The 17,129-nt window shown below is 61.9% G+C and carries 14 protein-coding genes and 1 pseudogene; 10 read left to right on the top strand and 5 right to left on the bottom strand.

All coding sequences use genetic code 11. The features are described from left to right. The first annotated feature begins 113 nt into the window (after window positions 1-113). The 6 genes from U367_RS0126460 to pcaG all read left to right on the top strand — a co-directional run bounded on the left by U367_RS0126460 (window position 114) and on the right by pcaG (window position 5,834). Window positions 114-1,454: an MFS transporter gene (locus U367_RS0126460; RefSeq protein ID WP_028619268.1), complete on the top strand. Its 1,341-nt coding sequence runs from the start codon at window positions 114-116 to the stop codon at window positions 1,452-1,454. Between the two features lie 254 nt (window positions 1,455-1,708). After that, a complete protein-coding gene (locus U367_RS0126465; RefSeq protein WP_028619269.1) occupies window positions 1,709-2,566 on the top strand; it encodes a CoA transferase subunit A in 858 nt (285 codons plus the stop codon). Next, window positions 2,566-3,345 (top strand): CoA-transferase subunit beta, encoded by a 780-nt coding sequence (locus U367_RS0126470; protein ID WP_028619270.1) that lies wholly within the window; start codon window positions 2,566-2,568, stop codon window positions 3,343-3,345. Before U367_RS0126465 ends, U367_RS0126470 begins: the two co-directional genes overlap by 1 nt. Further along, window positions 3,342-4,544 (top strand): 3-oxoadipyl-CoA thiolase, encoded by a 1,203-nt coding sequence (gene pcaF / locus U367_RS0126475; RefSeq protein WP_174890979.1) that lies wholly within the window; start codon window positions 3,342-3,344, stop codon window positions 4,542-4,544. The genes U367_RS0126470 and pcaF overlap by 4 nt, the downstream gene beginning before the upstream one ends. A 17-nt stretch (window positions 4,545-4,561) precedes the next feature. Continuing rightward, window positions 4,562-5,266: a protocatechuate 3,4-dioxygenase subunit beta gene (gene pcaH / locus U367_RS0126480; protein WP_016975086.1), complete on the top strand. Its 705-nt coding sequence runs from the start codon at window positions 4,562-4,564 to the stop codon at window positions 5,264-5,266. Window position 5,267: 1 nt separating this feature from the next. Beyond that, window positions 5,268-5,834 (top strand): protocatechuate 3,4-dioxygenase subunit alpha, encoded by a 567-nt coding sequence (gene pcaG, locus U367_RS0126485; RefSeq protein WP_028619272.1) that lies wholly within the window; start codon window positions 5,268-5,270, stop codon window positions 5,832-5,834. Window positions 5,835-5,841: 7 nt separating this feature from the next. Here the strand turns inward: pcaG and U367_RS1000000132480 are convergent. Continuing rightward, window positions 5,842-5,949, bottom strand: a pseudogene (locus U367_RS1000000132480) (outer membrane lipoprotein carrier protein LolA); the annotation flags it as partial. Between the two features lie 93 nt (window positions 5,950-6,042). On the opposite strand from U367_RS1000000132480, the gene U367_RS0126490 reads away from it, so the two are divergent. The 4 genes from U367_RS0126490 to pcaC all read left to right on the top strand — a co-directional run bounded on the left by U367_RS0126490 (window position 6,043) and on the right by pcaC (window position 10,104). Next, entirely contained in the window at window positions 6,043-7,338 is a 1,296-nt protein-coding gene (locus U367_RS0126490; RefSeq protein WP_028619273.1) for an MFS family transporter, read from the top strand. A 10-nt stretch (window positions 7,339-7,348) separates the two neighbouring features. Next, on the top strand, window positions 7,349-8,704 hold the full coding sequence (locus U367_RS0126495) for a 3-carboxy-cis,cis-muconate cycloisomerase (protein ID WP_028619274.1): 1,356 nt from the start codon (window positions 7,349-7,351) through the stop codon (window positions 8,702-8,704). 10 nt (window positions 8,705-8,714) lie between these two features. Next, window positions 8,715-9,506 carry a 3-oxoadipate enol-lactonase gene (gene pcaD / locus U367_RS0126500; RefSeq protein ID WP_028619275.1) on the top strand — a complete coding sequence of 264 codons (792 nt, stop codon included), beginning with the start codon at window positions 8,715-8,717 and terminating at the stop codon, window positions 9,504-9,506. 205 nt (window positions 9,507-9,711) lie between these two features. Continuing rightward, window positions 9,712-10,104 carry a 4-carboxymuconolactone decarboxylase gene (gene pcaC, locus U367_RS0126505; RefSeq protein WP_028619276.1) on the top strand — a complete coding sequence of 131 codons (393 nt, stop codon included), beginning with the start codon at window positions 9,712-9,714 and terminating at the stop codon, window positions 10,102-10,104. A 3-nt stretch (window positions 10,105-10,107) separates the two neighbouring features. Here the strand turns inward: pcaC and U367_RS0126510 are convergent, their stop codons facing one another. The 4 genes from U367_RS0126510 to U367_RS0126530 all read right to left on the bottom strand — a co-directional run bounded on the left by U367_RS0126510 (window position 10,108) and on the right by U367_RS0126530 (window position 17,129). Continuing rightward, complete coding sequence (locus U367_RS0126510) at window positions 10,108-11,007, bottom strand: polysaccharide deacetylase family protein (protein WP_028619277.1); 900 nt, start codon at window positions 11,005-11,007, stop codon at window positions 10,108-10,110. Between the two features lie 84 nt (window positions 11,008-11,091). After that, window positions 11,092-12,342, bottom strand: coding sequence for an OprD family porin (locus tag U367_RS0126515; protein ID WP_028619278.1), 1,251 nt, complete (start codon window positions 12,340-12,342; stop codon window positions 11,092-11,094). Window positions 12,343-12,513: 171 nt separating this feature from the next. Further along, window positions 12,514-13,971 (bottom strand): AdeC/AdeK/OprM family multidrug efflux complex outer membrane factor, encoded by a 1,458-nt coding sequence (gene adeC, locus U367_RS0126525; protein WP_016975095.1) that lies wholly within the window; start codon window positions 13,969-13,971, stop codon window positions 12,514-12,516. Beyond that, entirely contained in the window at window positions 13,968-17,129 is a 3,162-nt protein-coding gene (locus tag U367_RS0126530; RefSeq protein WP_028619279.1) for an efflux RND transporter permease subunit, read from the bottom strand. The genes adeC and U367_RS0126530 overlap by 4 nt, the downstream gene beginning before the upstream one ends.

Below are 17,129 nucleotides of genomic sequence, written 5' to 3' on the forward strand. Positions count from 1 at the left end.
TCAATTGACGGTCTTTCCTGCGACTTATTACTGTGCGGCAGCGCTGTTGAAGCGCCCCAATAATAACGACGACCCCAGGTCGTCAGCCCGCCATCGGTGTGGAAATAAAAACAATGAATCAGCCTTCTGTCGGTTCCACGTTGGACGTCCAGTCCTTCATCAACGCCCAGCCACTGTCACGTTATCAGTGGCGTGTGGTGATCCTGTGCTTCCTGATCGTTTTCCTCGATGGCCTCGACACTGCCGCCATGGGGTTCATCGCACCGGCGCTGTCCCAGGACTGGGGCATCGACCGCGCCAGCCTCGGCCCGGTGATGAGCGCTGCGTTGATCGGCATGGTGTTTGGCGCCCTGGGTTCCGGCCCGTTGGCCGACCGCTTCGGCCGTAAAGTGGTGCTGGTGGGCGCGGTGCTGGTGTTTGGCGCGTTCAGCCTGGCGTCCGCCTACAGCAGCAACGTCGATCAATTGCTGGTGCTGCGTTTTCTCACGGGATTGGGCCTGGGTGCCGGCATGCCGAACGCCACGACGCTGCTGTCCGAATACACACCGGAACGCCACAAGTCATTGCTGGTGACCAGCATGTTTTGCGGCTTCAACCTGGGCATGGCGGGTGGCGGGTTTATCTCGGCCAAGCTGATCCCGGCGTTCGGCTGGCATGCCTTGTTGCTGATCGGCGGCATCCTGCCATTGATTCTGGTAGTGGTGCTGATGCTGTGGCTGCCGGAGTCGGCACGCTACCTGGTGGTGCGTAACCGGGGTACCGACAAGGTGCGCAAAACCCTCTCGCCCATCGAACCCAGCATCGTCGCCCAAGCCACCCGTTTCAGCGTGCCCGAGCAAAAAACCGTCAAGGCGCGCAACGTGTTTGCGGTGATCTTCTCCGGCACCTACAGCGCCGGCACGTTGCTGCTCTGGCTCACCTACTTCATGGGCCTGGTGATCGTCTACCTGCTCACCAGTTGGTTGCCGACCCTGATGCGTGATAGCGGCGCCAGCCTGGAACAGGCGGCGTTTATAGGTGCGTTGTTCCAGTTTGGTGGTGTATTGAGTGCGGTGGGCGTGGGCTGGGCGATGGACCGGTTCAATCCGCACAAGGTCATCGGCATCTTCTACCTGCTGGCCGGGGTGTTTGCCTACGCGGTAGGGCAGAGCCTGGGCAATATCACGCTGCTGGCAACCCTGGTGCTGGTTGCCGGGATGTGCGTCAACGGTGCGCAATCGGCAATGCCGTCTCTGGCCGCACGTTTCTACCCGACCCAAGGTCGCGCCACTGGCGTGTCGTGGATGCTAGGCATTGGCCGCTTCGGTGCGATCCTCGGTGCCTGGATGGGCGCGACCTTGTTGGGTCTGGGCTGGAACTTCGAACAAGTGCTCACCGCCCTGGTGATTCCGGCTGCATTGGCCACGGCTGCCGTGGTGATCAAGGGCATGGTCAGCCACGCCGACGCTACCTGACCCGCCCTTGTAGGCGCCGGCTTGCCGGCGATGGCATCACCTCGGTAAACCTGATTGACCGAGGTGCCTGCATCGCCGGCAAGCCGGCTCCTACAGAGCGTCGTACCCCAGATAAATAGCAAGACAACAATCCGTTCGATAATCGAACGCTGAGTCGATTATCGGATTGTTTGGCCCATTTCCCCGGCTTAATCTTCAAGCACTTCGGCGCCACCTCAGCGCCTTTTTCGATCCATACCGGGAGCCCGAACCCCATGGCTGAAATCCTCGCGCTGCGTGACGCGGTGAAGCAATTTGTGAACGACGGCGACACCGTCGCGCTGGAAGGCTTCACCCATCTGATCCCTACGGCAGCGGGTCATGAAATCATTCGTCAGGGCAAGAAAGACCTGACGCTGGTGCGTATGACACCTGACCTGATCTACGACCAGTTGATCGGTGCCGGCTGCGCCCGCAAGCTGATTTTCTCCTGGGGCGGCAACCCGGGTGTGGGCTCCTTGCATCGCCTGCGCGACGCGGTCGAGAAGCAATGGCCGCAACCGCTGGAAATCGAAGAACACAGCCACGCCGACCTGGCCAATGCCTACGTCGCCGGTGCCTCGGGCCTGCCGTTCGCAGTATTGCGTGCCTACGCCGGTTCCGACTTGCCTAAGGTCAACCCGCTGATCAAGACCGTGACCTGCCCATTCACTGGCGAAGTGTTGGCGGCGGTGCCGTCGGTGCGTCCGGACGTCACCGTGATCCATGCGCAAAAGGCTGATCGCAAGGGCAACGTGTTGTTGTGGGGCATCCTCGGTGTGCAGAAAGAGGCGGCTCTGGCGGCCAAGCGTTGCATCGTCACCGTCGAAGAAATCGTCGATGACCTGAATGCGCCGATGAACAGTTGCGTACTGCCGACCTGGGCGCTGACGGCGGTGTGTCATGTGCCGGGTGGCGCGCACCCGTCCTACGCCCACGGCTACAACGAGCGTGATAACCGCTTCTACCAGGCGTGGGACCCGATCGCCCGCGACCGTGGGACCTTTACTGCCTGGATCGATGAATACATCCACGGCACCGCCGATTTCACCGAATTCCAGGCCAAACTGGCCACCGCGCAGGAGGCCAAGTAATGGCTTACTCGACCAATGAAATGATGACCGTCGCCGCCGCGCGCCGCCTCAAGAATGGCTCCGTGTGCTTCGTCGGCATCGGCCTGCCGTCCAAGGCGGCCAACCTGGCGCGCCTGACCTCGTCGCCGGATGTGGTGCTGATCTACGAGTCCGGTCCGATTGGCGCCAAACCGTCGGTACTGCCGCTGTCCATCGGTGATGGCGAACTGGCGGAAACCGCCGACACCGTCGTACCGACCGGTGAGATCTTTCGCTATTGGCTGCAAGGTGGGCGCATTGATGTGGGCTTTCTCGGCGCAGCCCAGGTCGACCGTTTCGGCAACATCAACACCACCGTGGTCGGTGACTATCACCAGCCTAAAGTGCGCCTGCCGGGTGCCGGTGGCGCGCCGGAAATTGCTGGTTCGGCCAAGAGCGTGCTGATCATCCTTAAGCAGTCGGCGCGTTCGTTTGTCGACAAGCTCGACTTCATCACCTCGGTCGGCCATGGCGAAGGAGGTGACTCGCGTAAACGCCTGGGCCTGCCGGGCGCCGGTCCTGTAGGGATTATTACTGACCTGTGCATCATGGAGCCGGAAGAGGGCACCCATGAATTTGTGGTCACTGCGCTGCACCCTGGGGTGACCCGTGAGCAAGTGGTGGCCGCCACCGGTTGGGCGATCCGTTTTGCCGACCAGGTCGACACCACCGCCGAACCGACTGATGTGGAGCTGACCGCCCTGCGTGACCTTGAAGCACGTACCGCGGCCGCCCATGGCCAAGCGCCTGGAGAAGCCTGATGCGCGATGTATTTATCTGTGATGCCATCCGTACCCCCATCGGCCGTTTCGGCGGTGGCTTGTCCACCGTGCGTGCCGATGACCTGGCAGCGCTGCCGATCAAGGCGTTGATCGAGCGCAACCCTTCGGTGGATTGGACTGCCGTCGATGAAGTGTTCCTCGGCTGCGCCAACCAGGCCGGTGAAGACAACCGCAACGTGGCGCGCATGGCGCTGTTGCTGGCGGGCCTGCCGGAGAGCATCCCGGGTGTGACCCTCAACCGTTTGTGCGCCTCGGGCATGGACGCGATCGGCACCGCCTTCCGCGCGATTGCCAGCGGTGAAATGGAACTGGCGATTGCCGGTGGCGTCGAGTCGATGTCCCGCGCGCCGTTCGTGATGGGCAAGGCCGACGCGGCGTTCTCGCGCAATATGAAGCTGGAAGACACCACCATCGGCTGGCGCTTTATCAACCCCTTGATGAAGGCCCAGTACGGCGTGGATGCAATGCCGCAGACGGCCGACAATGTGGCCGACGACTACAAGGTGTCCCGCGCCGACCAAGACGCTTTTGCCCTGCGCAGCCAGCAACGTACCGCTGCTGCACAAGCCGCCGGGTACTTCGCTGAAGAAATCGTGCCCGTACGCGTCGCCCATAAAAAAGGCGAAACCCTGGTCGAACACGATGAGCACCCACGGGACACCACACTGGAAGCCCTGGCCAAGCTCAAACCCGTGAACGGCCCGGACAAAACGGTCACCGCCGGCAACGCCTCGGGTGTTAACGATGGCGCCGCCGCGCTGATCCTGGCCTCCGCTGAAGCCGTCAAGAAGCACGGTTTGACCGCCCGCGCCCGCGTATTGGGCATGGCCAGCGCTGGTGTCGCGCCGCGTGTGATGGGCATTGGCCCGGTGCCGGCCGTGCGCAAGCTGGTCGAGCGTCTTGGCCTGGCCGTGACCGATTTCGATGTGATCGAACTTAACGAGGCCTTCGCCAGCCAAGGCCTGGCCGTGTTGCGTGAACTGGGCATTGCCGACGACGCGCCGCAGGTCAACCCGAACGGCGGCGCCATCGCCCTCGGCCACCCACTGGGTATGAGCGGCGCGCGGCTGGTGCTGACGGCCCTGCACCAACTCGAAAAAAACGGCGGCAGCAAAGGCCTGGCGACCATGTGCGTGGGCGTCGGCCAAGGCTTGGCCCTGGCGATTGAACGCATCTAATAAGAGAGGACTGCACCATGAGTGACAAGCCTGGATACCGGCGCCCGCAAGCGGGCACTCAACCTGATTACCTGCACCCGGCCTACCAGTCGACGAACCTGCGTTCGCCGTCCCAGCCGTTGGTGTTCCTGCCCCATTCCTTGTCGGAAATCACTGGTCCGACCATCGGCGCCGAGCGTGTCAACGAGAAGGACAATGACCTCACGGCCCAGCATGAAGGCGAGCCCCAGGGCGAACGCATCATCATTCATGGTCGCGTGCTCGACGAAAACGGCCTGCCGGTGCCGGGTATTCTGGTGGAAATCTGGCAGGCCAACGCCGCCGGTCGCTACAACCACAAGCGTGACCTGCACGATGCGCCACTGGACCCGAACTTCACCGGTACCGGCCGCACCGTCACCGACGCCGATGGCTGGTACCAGTTCCAGACCATCAAGCCCGGTGCCTATCCGTGGGGCAACCACCACAACGCGTGGCGCCCGGCGCATATCCACTTTTCGCTGTTCGGCCCGAGCGTGCTGACGCGGCTGGTCACGCAGATGTACTTCCCCGGCGACCCGCTGCTGGAATACGACCCGATCTACAACTGCGTGCCGGACACTTCGGCCAAGCAACGTTTGATCGCCAGCTTCGACCTGGAAAAAACCATTCCTTCCTATGCCCTCGGCTACCGCTGGGACATCGTCCTGCGCGGCCGCGACGCTACGCCGATGGAGAAATGAGATGACACTCAACGCGACCACGTCCCACACCGTCGGGCCGTATTACCACATCGGCCTGACCTGGCTGAACCGCGAAGACCTCACCGTGAGCGCCACCCTCGGCGAACGTGTGGCGATCAGCGGCCAAGTGGTGGACGGCAATGGCGATGTCGTCAACGACGCCATGCTCGAAGTCTGGCAGGCCAATGCCGCCGGCAAATATGACCATCCGGAAGATGAGCAGGACAAAGCCGTCGACCCGAACTTCGAAGGTTTCGGCCGGGTGCCGGTGGATGCCGAAGGGCGGTTTCGCTTTACCACCATCAAGCCGGGTGCGGTTCCTGGCCTGAAAGGCACGACCCAAGCGCCGCACCTGGTGGTGCTGGTGTTTGCCCGTGGCTTGGTGAAGCACTTGATGACACGGATTTACTTTGAAGGTGAGGCGCTGAATGGGGATGACCCGTTGCTGGCGTGTGTGCCTGCAGATCGGCGCGAAACCTTGATTGCCAAGCAGGATGCAGAGGGTGTGCATCAGTGGAATGTGATTTTGCAGGGCACAGATAAGGAAACGGTGTTCTTCGATTATTGAGGCTTCCTGTAGGAGCGAGCTTGCTCGCGAAAAGCCTGAGAGCGCCGCATTCATTCAGGTTGCCCGCGTCATTGTTGGCGATTTTCGCGAGCAAGCTCGCTCCTACAGGGATCAGGCTTCAGGCAACACCCATCCAAAAGTCTGCTTGCATGTCATGGTTGTTGCAAAGTATGTCTAGGCTACACACGTTCCCACTGAGTGAAAAAACATGACAACAACAACGAGTCACTACACCGGAGAAGAACGCAGCAAACGGATTTTTGCGATCGTCGGGGCGTCCTCCGGCAACCTCGTCGAATGGTTCGACTTCTACGTCTATGCCTTCTGCGCCATTTACTTTGCCCCGGCGTTCTTCCCGTCGGACGACCCTACGGTCCAACTGCTCAACACCGCCGGCGTGTTCGCTGCGGGCTTCCTGATGCGACCTATCGGCGGCTGGCTGTTTGGCCGGGTCGCCGACAAGCACGGGCGCAAGAATTCGATGATGATCTCGGTGCTGATGATGTGCGCCGGTTCCCTGGTCATCGCCTTCCTGCCCACCTACAAAGACATCGGCGCCTGGGCCCCGGCTTTACTGTTGGTGGCGCGCCTGTTCCAGGGCTTGTCGGTGGGTGGCGAATACGGCACCACCGCGACCTACATGAGTGAAGTCGCGCTCAAGGGCCAGCGCGGTTTCTTCGCCTCATTCCAGTACGTGACCCTGATCGGCGGGCAACTGCTGGCGGTGCTGGTGGTGGTGATCCTGCAACAGATCCTCACCGAAGAAGAATTACGCGCCTGGGGCTGGCGGATTCCGTTCGTGATCGGCGCCATTGCGGCGGTGATCTCCCTGTTGCTGCGTCGCACCCTCAAGGAAACCACCAGCAAGGAAATGCGCCAGGACAAGGACGCCGGTAGCGTGGCCGCGTTGTTCCGCAACCATAAGGCTGCGTTTATCACCGTGCTCGGCTACACCGCCGGCGGCTCGCTAATTTTCTACACCTTTACCACTTACATGCAGAAATACCTGGTGAACACGGCCGGGATGCACGCCAAGACCGCCAGCTACATCATGACCGGCGCGCTGTTCCTCTACATGTGCATGCAGCCGCTGTTCGGCATGCTCTCGGACAAGATCGGCCGTCGTAACTCCATGCTTTGGTTCGGCGCCCTTGGCACGCTGTGTACCGTGCCGATCCTGCTGACCCTGAAAACCGTGACCAACCCGTTCCTGGCCTTTGTGCTGATTTCCCTGGCCTTGGCCATCGTCAGCTTCTACACCTCCATCAGCGGCCTGGTGAAAGCGGAAATGTTCCCGCCTCACGTGCGTGCCCTGGGTGTGGGCCTGGCCTATGCAGTGGCCAACGCGATCTTCGGTGGTTCAGCGGAATACGTGGCCCTGGGCCTCAAATCCATGGGCATGGAAAACACTTTCTATTGGTACGTTACCGGCATGATGGCGGTGGCCTTCCTGTTCAGCTTGCGCCTGCCGAAACAGGCAGAGTACTTGCACCACGATCTATAAAGGACGCGTTATGACGCTGCGCACGAGCAATCAACTGTTCGACGCTTACTTCACGGCGGGCAGCATGGCCGAGGTGTTCTGCGATCAGGGACGCTTGCAGGGCATGCTGGATTTTGAAGCGGGCTTGGCCCGGGCCCAGGCCCAGGTCGGCTTGATTCCCCAGGCCGCCGTCGCACCGATTGCCCAGGCCTGCCTGGCGTCGTTGTACGACGTGGATGCTCTGGGCGTGGCGATTGCCACGGCGGGGAATTCGGCGATTCCGCTGGTGAAGGCGCTGGGCAAGTTGATTGCCAGTGAAGATGCCGGGGCCGAGCGCTACGTGCATCTGGGCGCGACCAGCCAGGATGTGATGGACACCGGCCTGGTGCTGCAACTGCAGCGGGCGGTGGGGTTGATCGAGGCGGATTTGATGCGTCTGGGCGACACTCTTGCCGCCCAGGCCCAGCGCTATGCCGGCGTGCCATTGGCCGGGCGTACCTGGTTGCAGCATGCGACGCCGGTCACCCTGGGAATGAAAATCGCCGGTTGGCTGGGCGCTGTCACCCGCAATCGCCAGCGTCTGGCGCAGTTGAAACCGCGTTTGCTGGTACTGCAATTCGGTGGTGCATCCGGAACCTTGGCAGCGCTTGGCGAACAGGCCATGCCGGTGGCCGAAGCGCTGGCGGCTGAGTTGCAACTGACCTTGCCCGAACAACCCTGGCACACCCAACGGGATCGCTTGGTGGAGTTCGCCAGCGTGCTCGGCCTGATCGCCGGCAGCCTGGGCAAGCTGGGCCGTGATATCAGCTTGTTGATGCAGACCGAAGCCGCCGAGGTTTTTGAACCGTCCGCACCGGGCAAGGGTGGTTCGTCCACCATGCCGCACAAGCGCAACCCGGTGGGCGCGGCGGTGCTGATCAGCGCCGCTACCCGCGTGCCGGGCCTGGTCTCGACGATGTTCAGCGCCATGCCCCAAGAGCACGAACGCAGCCTGGGCCTGTGGCATGCCGAATGGGAAACCGTGCCGGAAATCTGCCGCTTGGTGTCCGGTGCGTTGCAACAGGCGTTGCTGGTGAGCGAAGGCTTGGAAGTCGACCCGCAGCGAATGGCGCAGAACCTCGACCTGACCCAAGGCCTGGTATTGGCCGAAGCCGTCAGCATCGTGCTTGCCCAGCGCCTGGGCCGCGAAACCGCGCACCATCTGCTGGAGCAGTGCTGCAAGCGTGCCGTCGCAGAGGGCCGTCACCTGCGGGCGGTACTGGCGGATGAGCCACAGGTCACCGCCGAGTTGTCTGCAACTGAGTTGGACCGTTTGCTTGATCCCGCCCACTACCTGGGCCAGGCCCACACTTGGGTCACCCGCGCCGTAGCCGAACACTTTGCTTGAGGAGACCATCGTGGCATTTGTACAACTCGCCGAGGGCGAACTGCATTACCAATTGGACGGGCCTAAGGATGCGCCCGTGCTGGTGCTCTCCAACTCGTTGGGCACCGACCTGCACATGTGGGACATCCAGATCCCGGTCTTCACCCAACATTTTCGCGTGCTGCGTTTCGATACCCGTGGCCATGGCAAGTCCCTGGTGACTCCAGGCCCCTACAGCATCGAGCAACTCGGTCAGGATGTGATCGCGCTGCTGGATGCTCTGGATATCCAACGCGCGCATTTCTGTGGGCTGTCCATGGGCGGCTTGATCGGCCAATGGCTGGGCATCCATGCTGGCCAGCGTCTGCAGCGCCTGGTGGTGTGCAACACCGCCGCAAAGATCGGCACGCCCGAGGTGTGGAACCCGCGCATTGAAATGGTGCTGCGTGATGGGGCGGCGGCGATGGTGGCGCTGCGCGATGCATCGATTGCACGCTGGTTCACCGCAGACTTTGCAGCGGCCAACCCGCACCAGGCCAAGCAGATTACCGACATGCTGGCGGTCACTTCACCCGAAGGTTATGCCGCCAACTGTGCGGCGGTGCGTGATGCGGATTTCCGTGAGCAACTGGCTTCAATCAAAGTCCCGACCCTGGTCGTTGCCGGCACTGAAGATGCCGTCACACCGCCGGCCGGCGGTCACTTTATCCAAAACCATGTGAAGGGTGCCGAGTACGCCGAGTTCTATGCGGCGCACCTGTCCAATGTGCAGGCCGGTGCGGCGTTCAGCGACCGCGTGCTGGAGTTTCTGCTGGTGCATTAAACCTGCGGCGAGGGAGCTTGTTGTGGTGAGCAGCCTTGCTGTGGTGAGCGGGCTTGCCCCGCGCTGGGCCGCGAAGCGCCCCCAATAAAGGCGACGCACTTTTTCAGTTGAACGTGGAGTTGTCAAGTTTTAGGGCTGCTCCGCAGCCCAGCGCGGGACAAGCCCGCTCACCACAAGTAATCGATTTGAATACGGAGAATTTGTCGTGGACGAGAAACAACGTTATGCCGAAGGCCTGCAAGTGCGCCGTGAAGTGCTGGGCGATGCCCATGTCGATCGCAGCCTCAATGCCCTGACCGAATTCAACAGTGAATTCCAGGAAATGATCACCCGCCACGCCTGGGGTGACATCTGGACCCGTCCCGGCTTGCCCCGGCACACCCGCAGCCTGATCACCATTGCCATGCTGATCGGCATGAACCGCAGCGAAGAACTCAAGCTGCACCTGCGCGCCGCCGCCAGCAATGGCGTGACCCGCGCCGAGATCAAGGAAGTGCTGATGCAGAGCGCGATCTACTGCGGGATCCCGGCGGCGAATGCCACCTTCCACTTGGCGGAGTCGGTGTGGGATGAGCTGGGGGTTGAATCGCGGGAATAGGCATTAGTGGGAGTCGGCGTCCCACACCCAATTCCACACGCCTGGCAGATGCACCTCTTCACTCACCTCCTTGACCGTACGCGCCAACGCCGCGCGCTGTAGCTGGGCGGTGTCGGTGTAGAAGGGCTCGGCGGCAGTCTTCATGCCGTTGATCCGGGCGCTGTCCAGCAGGATCTGCAAGTACTCCTGCATATGCCGCGCGGTGTAGCGGTTGATGTCGTGGAAGGTCACCACCACCGGTATCACCCCGTCCACTGTCGGCAACTCACCCAACGCAATGCGCTCGCGCACCACCGACAGTTGCCGGTATAAATTGGCTCGGCGGCGCGGGCTGCCGTTGAAGCCCCAGATCTTGCCGTCATTGGCGCTCAGGTCCGTCAGCAATACGTGCATGCCATGGCGCTGGTAGGCGGCGAAGGTGCGTCGGTCGTAATTCCAGAACGGCGGGCGCACCAGCACCGGCGGCGCGCCTGTGATCGCGGCAATGTCGGCGGCGCCTTGGCTGAGGGTGCTTTCCAGTTCGGCATCGTTCAGCCAGCGGTGGTTGGTGTGAAACCCCGTGGCCGTGTGGAAGGCCAGGATGTGACCGGCCGCATACTCGCGCTGCATGGTCCTGCGGCCCCTTGCGCTGCCGCCGGAACGGGCTGCTTCGGTCTGCAAGAAGAACACCGCCTTGATCCCCGGCAGCACCGGGTTCTGCGCCAGGTCGGCGATCACCGACCGACTCGGGTTGTTGTAGCCCGACGCGCTCGGGCCGTCATCGAAGGTCAGCAGGAAGCGGATCGGCGCCTGGGCTTGCAGGCGTTGCTCGGTTTGCGGCGTGAGGGCAATGGGCGCGCCGATGCAGCCGCTGAGGCTCAGGGCCAGGGCTAGGAGGGCGGACGCATAAGCGAAGGATTTCATGGTGTGCGCGGGCTCGAATGAAAGCCGCTGCTGATTCAGCTCAGCAGCGGCAGGCGCGCACCATACAGCAAGGTCAATGATGGTTTACAGCAGGCTTATCGGGTAACTGACGATCAACCGGTTTTCGTCGAACTCATTGTTGCTGTAGTCGCGGCGCATGCTGGAGTTACGCAGGCGCACATTGAGGTTTTTGGCCACGCCGCTTTGTACGGTATAGCCCACTTCGGTTTCGCGACCCCATTCCTTGCCGTCGGTGATGGTGCCGGTGTGCACGTTACTGCCACTGATGTAGCGGTTCATCAGGGTCAGGCCGGGCACGCCGAGGGCGGCGAAGTTGTAGTCGTGACGTACTTGCCAGGATTTTTCCTGGGCGTTGTCGTAGCTGGAGTTGTAGCTGTCGTTGGCCAGGGTGCCGCCGCTGGTGCCGTTGACGCGCATCCACGCGCTGTTGCCGGTGAGTTTTTGCAGGCCCACATAGAAGGTGTTACCGCCGTACTTGGCGGAGAACAGGCCGGACCAGGTCTTGTTGTCCAGGTCGCCGGCGCGGGCGCTGCCGTCGTCCTTGCCGTAGAAGAAACCCAGGTTGGCGCCCAGGGTCCAGTCGCCGATAGGCTGGCTGTGGATCAGGTTGACGAACTGCTGGCTGTAGATGTCCTTGAGCTGCGCGTTCCACAGGCCGATCTGAGTGCGTTTGTCGTTGAACGCGTATTCGCCGCCCTGAAAGTTGAAGCGGTCCGAGGTGAACGCGGTTTTACCGAACATCGACATGTCAGTCATGCTGCTGTCGTCGCGCGGGCTGTTGGCGCGGAACTGGCCGCCGTAGAGGGTCAGGCCATCGATTTCTTTCGAGGTGATTTGCCCGCCACGCAGGGTTTGCGGGAGGGAGCGGCCATCGTCCGAGCGCAGGATCGGCAGCACCGGCATCCACTCGCCGACCTTCACTTCCGTCTTGGAAATACGCGCCTTGAACGCCACCCCTAGACGCCCGAATTCATCCGCCGGGCGGCCATCACGGTCCAACGGCAACAGTTGGGTACCCCCGGTGCCGCGTCCGCCATCCAGTTTTAACGAATACAACCCCAGCACATCCACGCCAAACCCCACCGTGCCCTGGGTAAAGCCAGACTTGGCGTCGAGGATGAAACTCTGCGTCCACTCCTGCGCGCCGCCCTGGGCCTTGGTGGGGTTGGTGTAGTTGCGGTTGAAGAAGAAATTGCGCAGGTTGAGGTTGGCGCTGGCGTCTTCGAGAAAGCCGTGTTCTTCAGCGACGACGGGCAGGGCGAGACTGGCGACAGCGGTTGCCAGCAAGAGCCGGCGCGGGTGGAAAGTGCTCATGGTGTTTGACCTGTTGTTATTGGGTTTATGCAGGTGGCGGCCATGGTGCGGGGCGGTATGGGGGCGATGAAAGTGGGGGAGAGCGGGTTGTGGGCGATGATCGAACGCAAGTTGGTCACCCCTGAAAACAAAAAGCCCACCAAGAGGTGGGCTTTGTTGACGTAGGTGCTATCAGAACAACTTCAGCGCCGGTGCTTCTTCTTTCAACGGCTCATTCTTCGCGGTCTGCTCATTCCAGCCGCCGCCGAGGGCCTTGTACAGGTTGACCTCGCTGGTCAGCTGCGCCAGGCGATCGGTGATCAGCGATTGCTGGGCACTGAACAGTTGGCGCTGGGCATCGAGGAACGTCAGGTTGCTGTCGACACCAATGCGGTAGCGACGCTCGGCCAGGCGGTAGTAATCCTGGTTGGCCGCGACGAAGCCACGCTGGGCATCCAGTTGCTGCTTGTAGGTCTCACGTGCGGCGAGACCGTCGGAGACTTCCTGGAAGCCGGTCTGAATCGCCTTCTCGTAGTTCGCCACGTTGATCTCTTTCTGGATCTTCGAGTAGTCCAGGCTGGCGCGCAGGCTGCCGGCGTTGAAGATCGGGATGTTGATCTGCGGGGCGAACGACCAGGTGCCCGAACCGCCTTTGAACAAGCCGCCCAGGTTCGGGCTCGCGGTGCCAGCACTGGCAGTCAGGGTGATGCTCGGGAAGAACGCCGCTCGGGCCGCGCCGATGTTGGCGTTGGCGGCCTTGAGGTTGTACTCGGCCTGGACGATATCGGGGCGACGTTGCAGCAGGTCGGACGGCAAGCCGGCCGGCACTTCGCTGAGCAGGTCATCCGACAGCGGCTTGCTGGCGATATTCGCCGGCAGGCCGGTGCCCAGCAGCAGGGTCAGGCTGTTTTCGTCCTGGGCCACCTGGCGGGTATAACGCGCCAGGGCAACCCGGGCGTTTTCCACCGAGGTGCGCGACTGGCTCAGGTCGAGGGCCGAGGCCACGCCGACTTCATTGCTGCGCGAGGTGAGCTTGAAGCTCTGCTCGTAGGCATCCAGGGTGTCCTGGGTGAGCTTGAGCAGTTCCTTGTCGGCCTGCCAGGTCAGGTAGGCATTGGCCACACTGGCCACCAGACTGATCTGGGTACTGCGCCGCGCTTCTTCAGTGGCGAAGTACTTTTGCAGGGCTTCTTCACTCAGGCTGCGTACGCGACCGAACAGGTCCAGCTCATAGGAGCTGATCCCGAGACCGGCCGAGTATTGGCTGCTGATGGTCGATTCGCCGGTCTGCGACAGGCGGGCCGGCGTACGCGAACGGCTGCCGCTGCCCGTGGCCGACACGGCCGGGAACAGGTCGGCGCGCTGGATCTGGTACTGCGCGGCATAGGCGTCGATGTTCAGGGCCGCGACACGCAGGTCGCGGTTGTTCACCAGCGCGGTCTGGATCAGCTGTTGCAGGGCAGGGTCATGGAAAAACTGCTTCCAGCCCTGCTCGGCAGCGGCCTGGCTCGGCGCCTGGGCCGACGAATACGCCGGCCCCTGCGGGAACTGTGCGGCCACCGGCGCTTCGGGGCGCTGGTAGTCAGGTATCAGCGAGCAGCCACTGAGCACGAATGCCGTGACGGCTAGGGAAAGTAGCGACTTGCTCATTGGCCAGCCTCTTTAGGAGTTTCAGTAGTGTCAGTCTTTTTACGTTCGCCAGCAGCGGATACGGTTGCGAAGAACAATGGCACCCAGAAGATCGCCAGGACAGTGGCCGTGATCATACCGCCAATTACGCCGGTACCGATGGCGTGCTGGCTGCCTGAGCCGGCGCCCGAGGAGATCGCCAGCGGCAGTACGCCGAGGATGAACGCCATGGAGGTCATGATGATCGGACGCAGACGCATGCGGGACGCCTCGATGGCCGACTCGACGATGCCTTTGCCCTGTTCGTGGAGCTCTTTGGCGAATTCCACGATCAGGATGGCGTTCTTCGCCGCCAAGCCCACCGTCACCAACAGGCCCACCTGGAAGAACACGTCATTGGACAGCCCGCGCATGCTGGTAGCGATCAACGCACCCACCACGCCCAGCGGCACAACGAGTACCACCGCAATCGGGATCGACCAGCTTTCGTACAGGGCCGCGAGGCACAGGAACACCACCAGCAGCGACAATGCATACAGCGCAGGCGCCTGGGAGCCGGACAGACGTTCTTCGTACGACAGGCCGGTCCACGCGTAGCCGATACCGGCCGGCAGTTCCTTGGCGATACGTTCGACTTCGGCCATGGCGTCACCGGTACTGTAGCCCGGAGCCGGGGTACCGAGGATTTCCATCGCCGCTACACCGTTATACCGCGACAGCTTCGGCGAACCGTAGATCCACTTGCCCGAGGAAATGGCCGACATCGGCACCATCTTCCCGGAGTCGCTGCGCACGTACCATTTGTCCAGGTCTTCCGGTGACATGCGGCCAGCGGCCTCGCCTTGCACGTACACCTTCTTCACTCGACCACGGTCGATGAAGTCGTTGACGTAGCTGCCACCCAAGGCGATCGCCAGGGTCTGGTTGATGCTCGACAGCGTAATTCCCTGGGCGCTGGCCTTCTCGTCGTCGACGGTGAGCTCGTACTGCGGCTCATCGTTCACGCCGTTGGGGCGCACACCGGCCAGGATCTTGCTTTGCGCTGCCGCACCGAGGAACTGGTTGCGCGCTTCCATCAGTTTTTCGTGGCCGACACCGCCCTGGTCTTGCAAGAACACGTCGAAACCGGTGGCGTTACCCAATTCCAGAACCGAAGGCGGCACGATGGCAAATACCATGGCGTCCTTGAAGGCCCCGAAGAAGTAACCCTGGGCACGCTTGGCAACCTCGAATACCGACATGGAAGAATCGCGTTCATCCCACGGCTTGAGCATCACGAATGCCAGGCCCGAACTCTGGCCACGGCCGGCGAAGTTAAAGCCGTTTACGGTAAATACCGACTTCACAGCCTTGCCTTCGCCCGGCTCGCCTTCCTTGTCGTGCAGCAGGAAGGCACGCATGTCGTCGATGACTTTCTGCGTACGTTCAGCCGAAGAGCCGACCGGGGTCTGCACCTGGGCGAAGATCACGCCCTGGTCTTCTTCTGGCAGGAACGCGCTTGGAATGCGGGTGAACAGCCAGATCATGCCGGCGAAGATGATCAGGTACACGAAGAATGCAGGAAACTTGTGCTTGATCATGTTGCCCACGCCGCGCTCGTAGCTCAGTACGCCACGGTCGAAAGTGCGGTTGAACCAGCCGAAGAAACCACGCTTGGGTTGGCCGTGCTTTTCCGGGTCGATCGGCTTGAGCATGGTGGCGCACAACGCCGGGGTAAAGATCAGGGCAACCAGTACCGACAACGCCATGGCCGAAACGATGGTGATGGAGAACTGCTTGTAGATCACGCCGGTAGAGCCGCCGAAGAACGCCATCGGCAACAGTACCGCCGACAGGACCAGGGCAATACCCACCAGGGCGCCCTGGATCTGGCTCATGGATTTCACCGTCGCTTCTTTCGGCGACAGGTGTTCCTCGGCCATGACCCGCTCGACGTTTTCCACCACCACGATGGCATCGTCCACCAGCAAGCCGATGGCCAGGATCATGCCGAACATGGTCAGGGTGTTGATGGTGAAGCCGAACGCGGCCAGGATCCCGAAGGTACCCAGCAATACCACCGGTACCGTCATGGTGGTGATGATGGTGGCGCGGAAGTTCTGCAGGAACAGGAACATCACCAGGAACACCAGCACGATCGCCTCGACCAGGGTGTGGACTACACCGGAGATCGATTCGGTCACGACTGGCGTGGTGTCATACGGCACCACGGCCTTCATGCCTGGCGGGAAGAACGGTTCCAGGGACGCCACGGTGGCACGGATGGCCTTGGCGGTGTCCAGGGCGTTGGCGCCCGATGCCAGCTTGATCGCCATGCCGGAAGCCGGCTTGCCGTTGAACTGTGCACTGATGCTGTAGTTCTGGCCGCCCAGTTCGATGCGGGCGATGTCACGCAGGCGCACTTGCGAGCCGTCGGCATTCACCTTCATGAGGATCTTGCCGAACTCTTCGGCAGTCTGCAGGCGGGTCTTGCCGATGATGGTCGCGTTCAGCTGGGTGCCGGGCAGGGCAGGCAAACCGCCCAGTTGACCGGTGGCCACCTGTACGTTCTGGGCCGAGATGGCGGTGCTGACGTCTACCGGGGTCAACTGGTAGTTGTTCAGTTTGGCCGGGTCGAGCCAGATACGCATGGCGTACTGCGAACCGAACACCTGGAAGTCACCGACGCCCGCGGTACGCGAGATCGGGTCCTGGATGTTGGACACGATGTAGTTGGACAAGTCGTCCTTGGTCATGCTGCCGTCTTCCGACACCAGACCGATCACCATCAGGAAGTTCTTCACCGACTTGGTCACGCGGATACCCTGCTGCTGCACTTCTTGCGGCAGCAGTGGGGTCGCCAGGTTCAGCTTGTTCTGCACCTGAACCTGGGCGATGTCCGGGTTGGTACCCTGGTTGAACGTCGCGGTGATGGTCATGCTGCCGTCGGAGTTACTGTCCGAGGCGACATAACGCAGGTTGTCGATACCGTTGAGCTGTTGCTCGATCACCTGCACCACGGTGTCCTGCACGGTTTGTGCGGACGCGCCTGGGTAGGTGACCTGGATGTCGATGGCGGTTGGCGCGATGGCCGGGTATTGGTTGATGGGCAACTTCAGGATCGACAGTGCCCCGACCAGCATGATCACCAGGGCAATTACCCAGGCGAAAATGGGACGGTCGATAAAAAATTTCGACAT

It is taken from the genome of Pseudomonas canadensis, from assembly GCF_000503215.1.
GTDB classification, from domain to species: Bacteria; Pseudomonadota; Gammaproteobacteria; order Pseudomonadales; family Pseudomonadaceae; genus Aquipseudomonas; species Aquipseudomonas canadensis.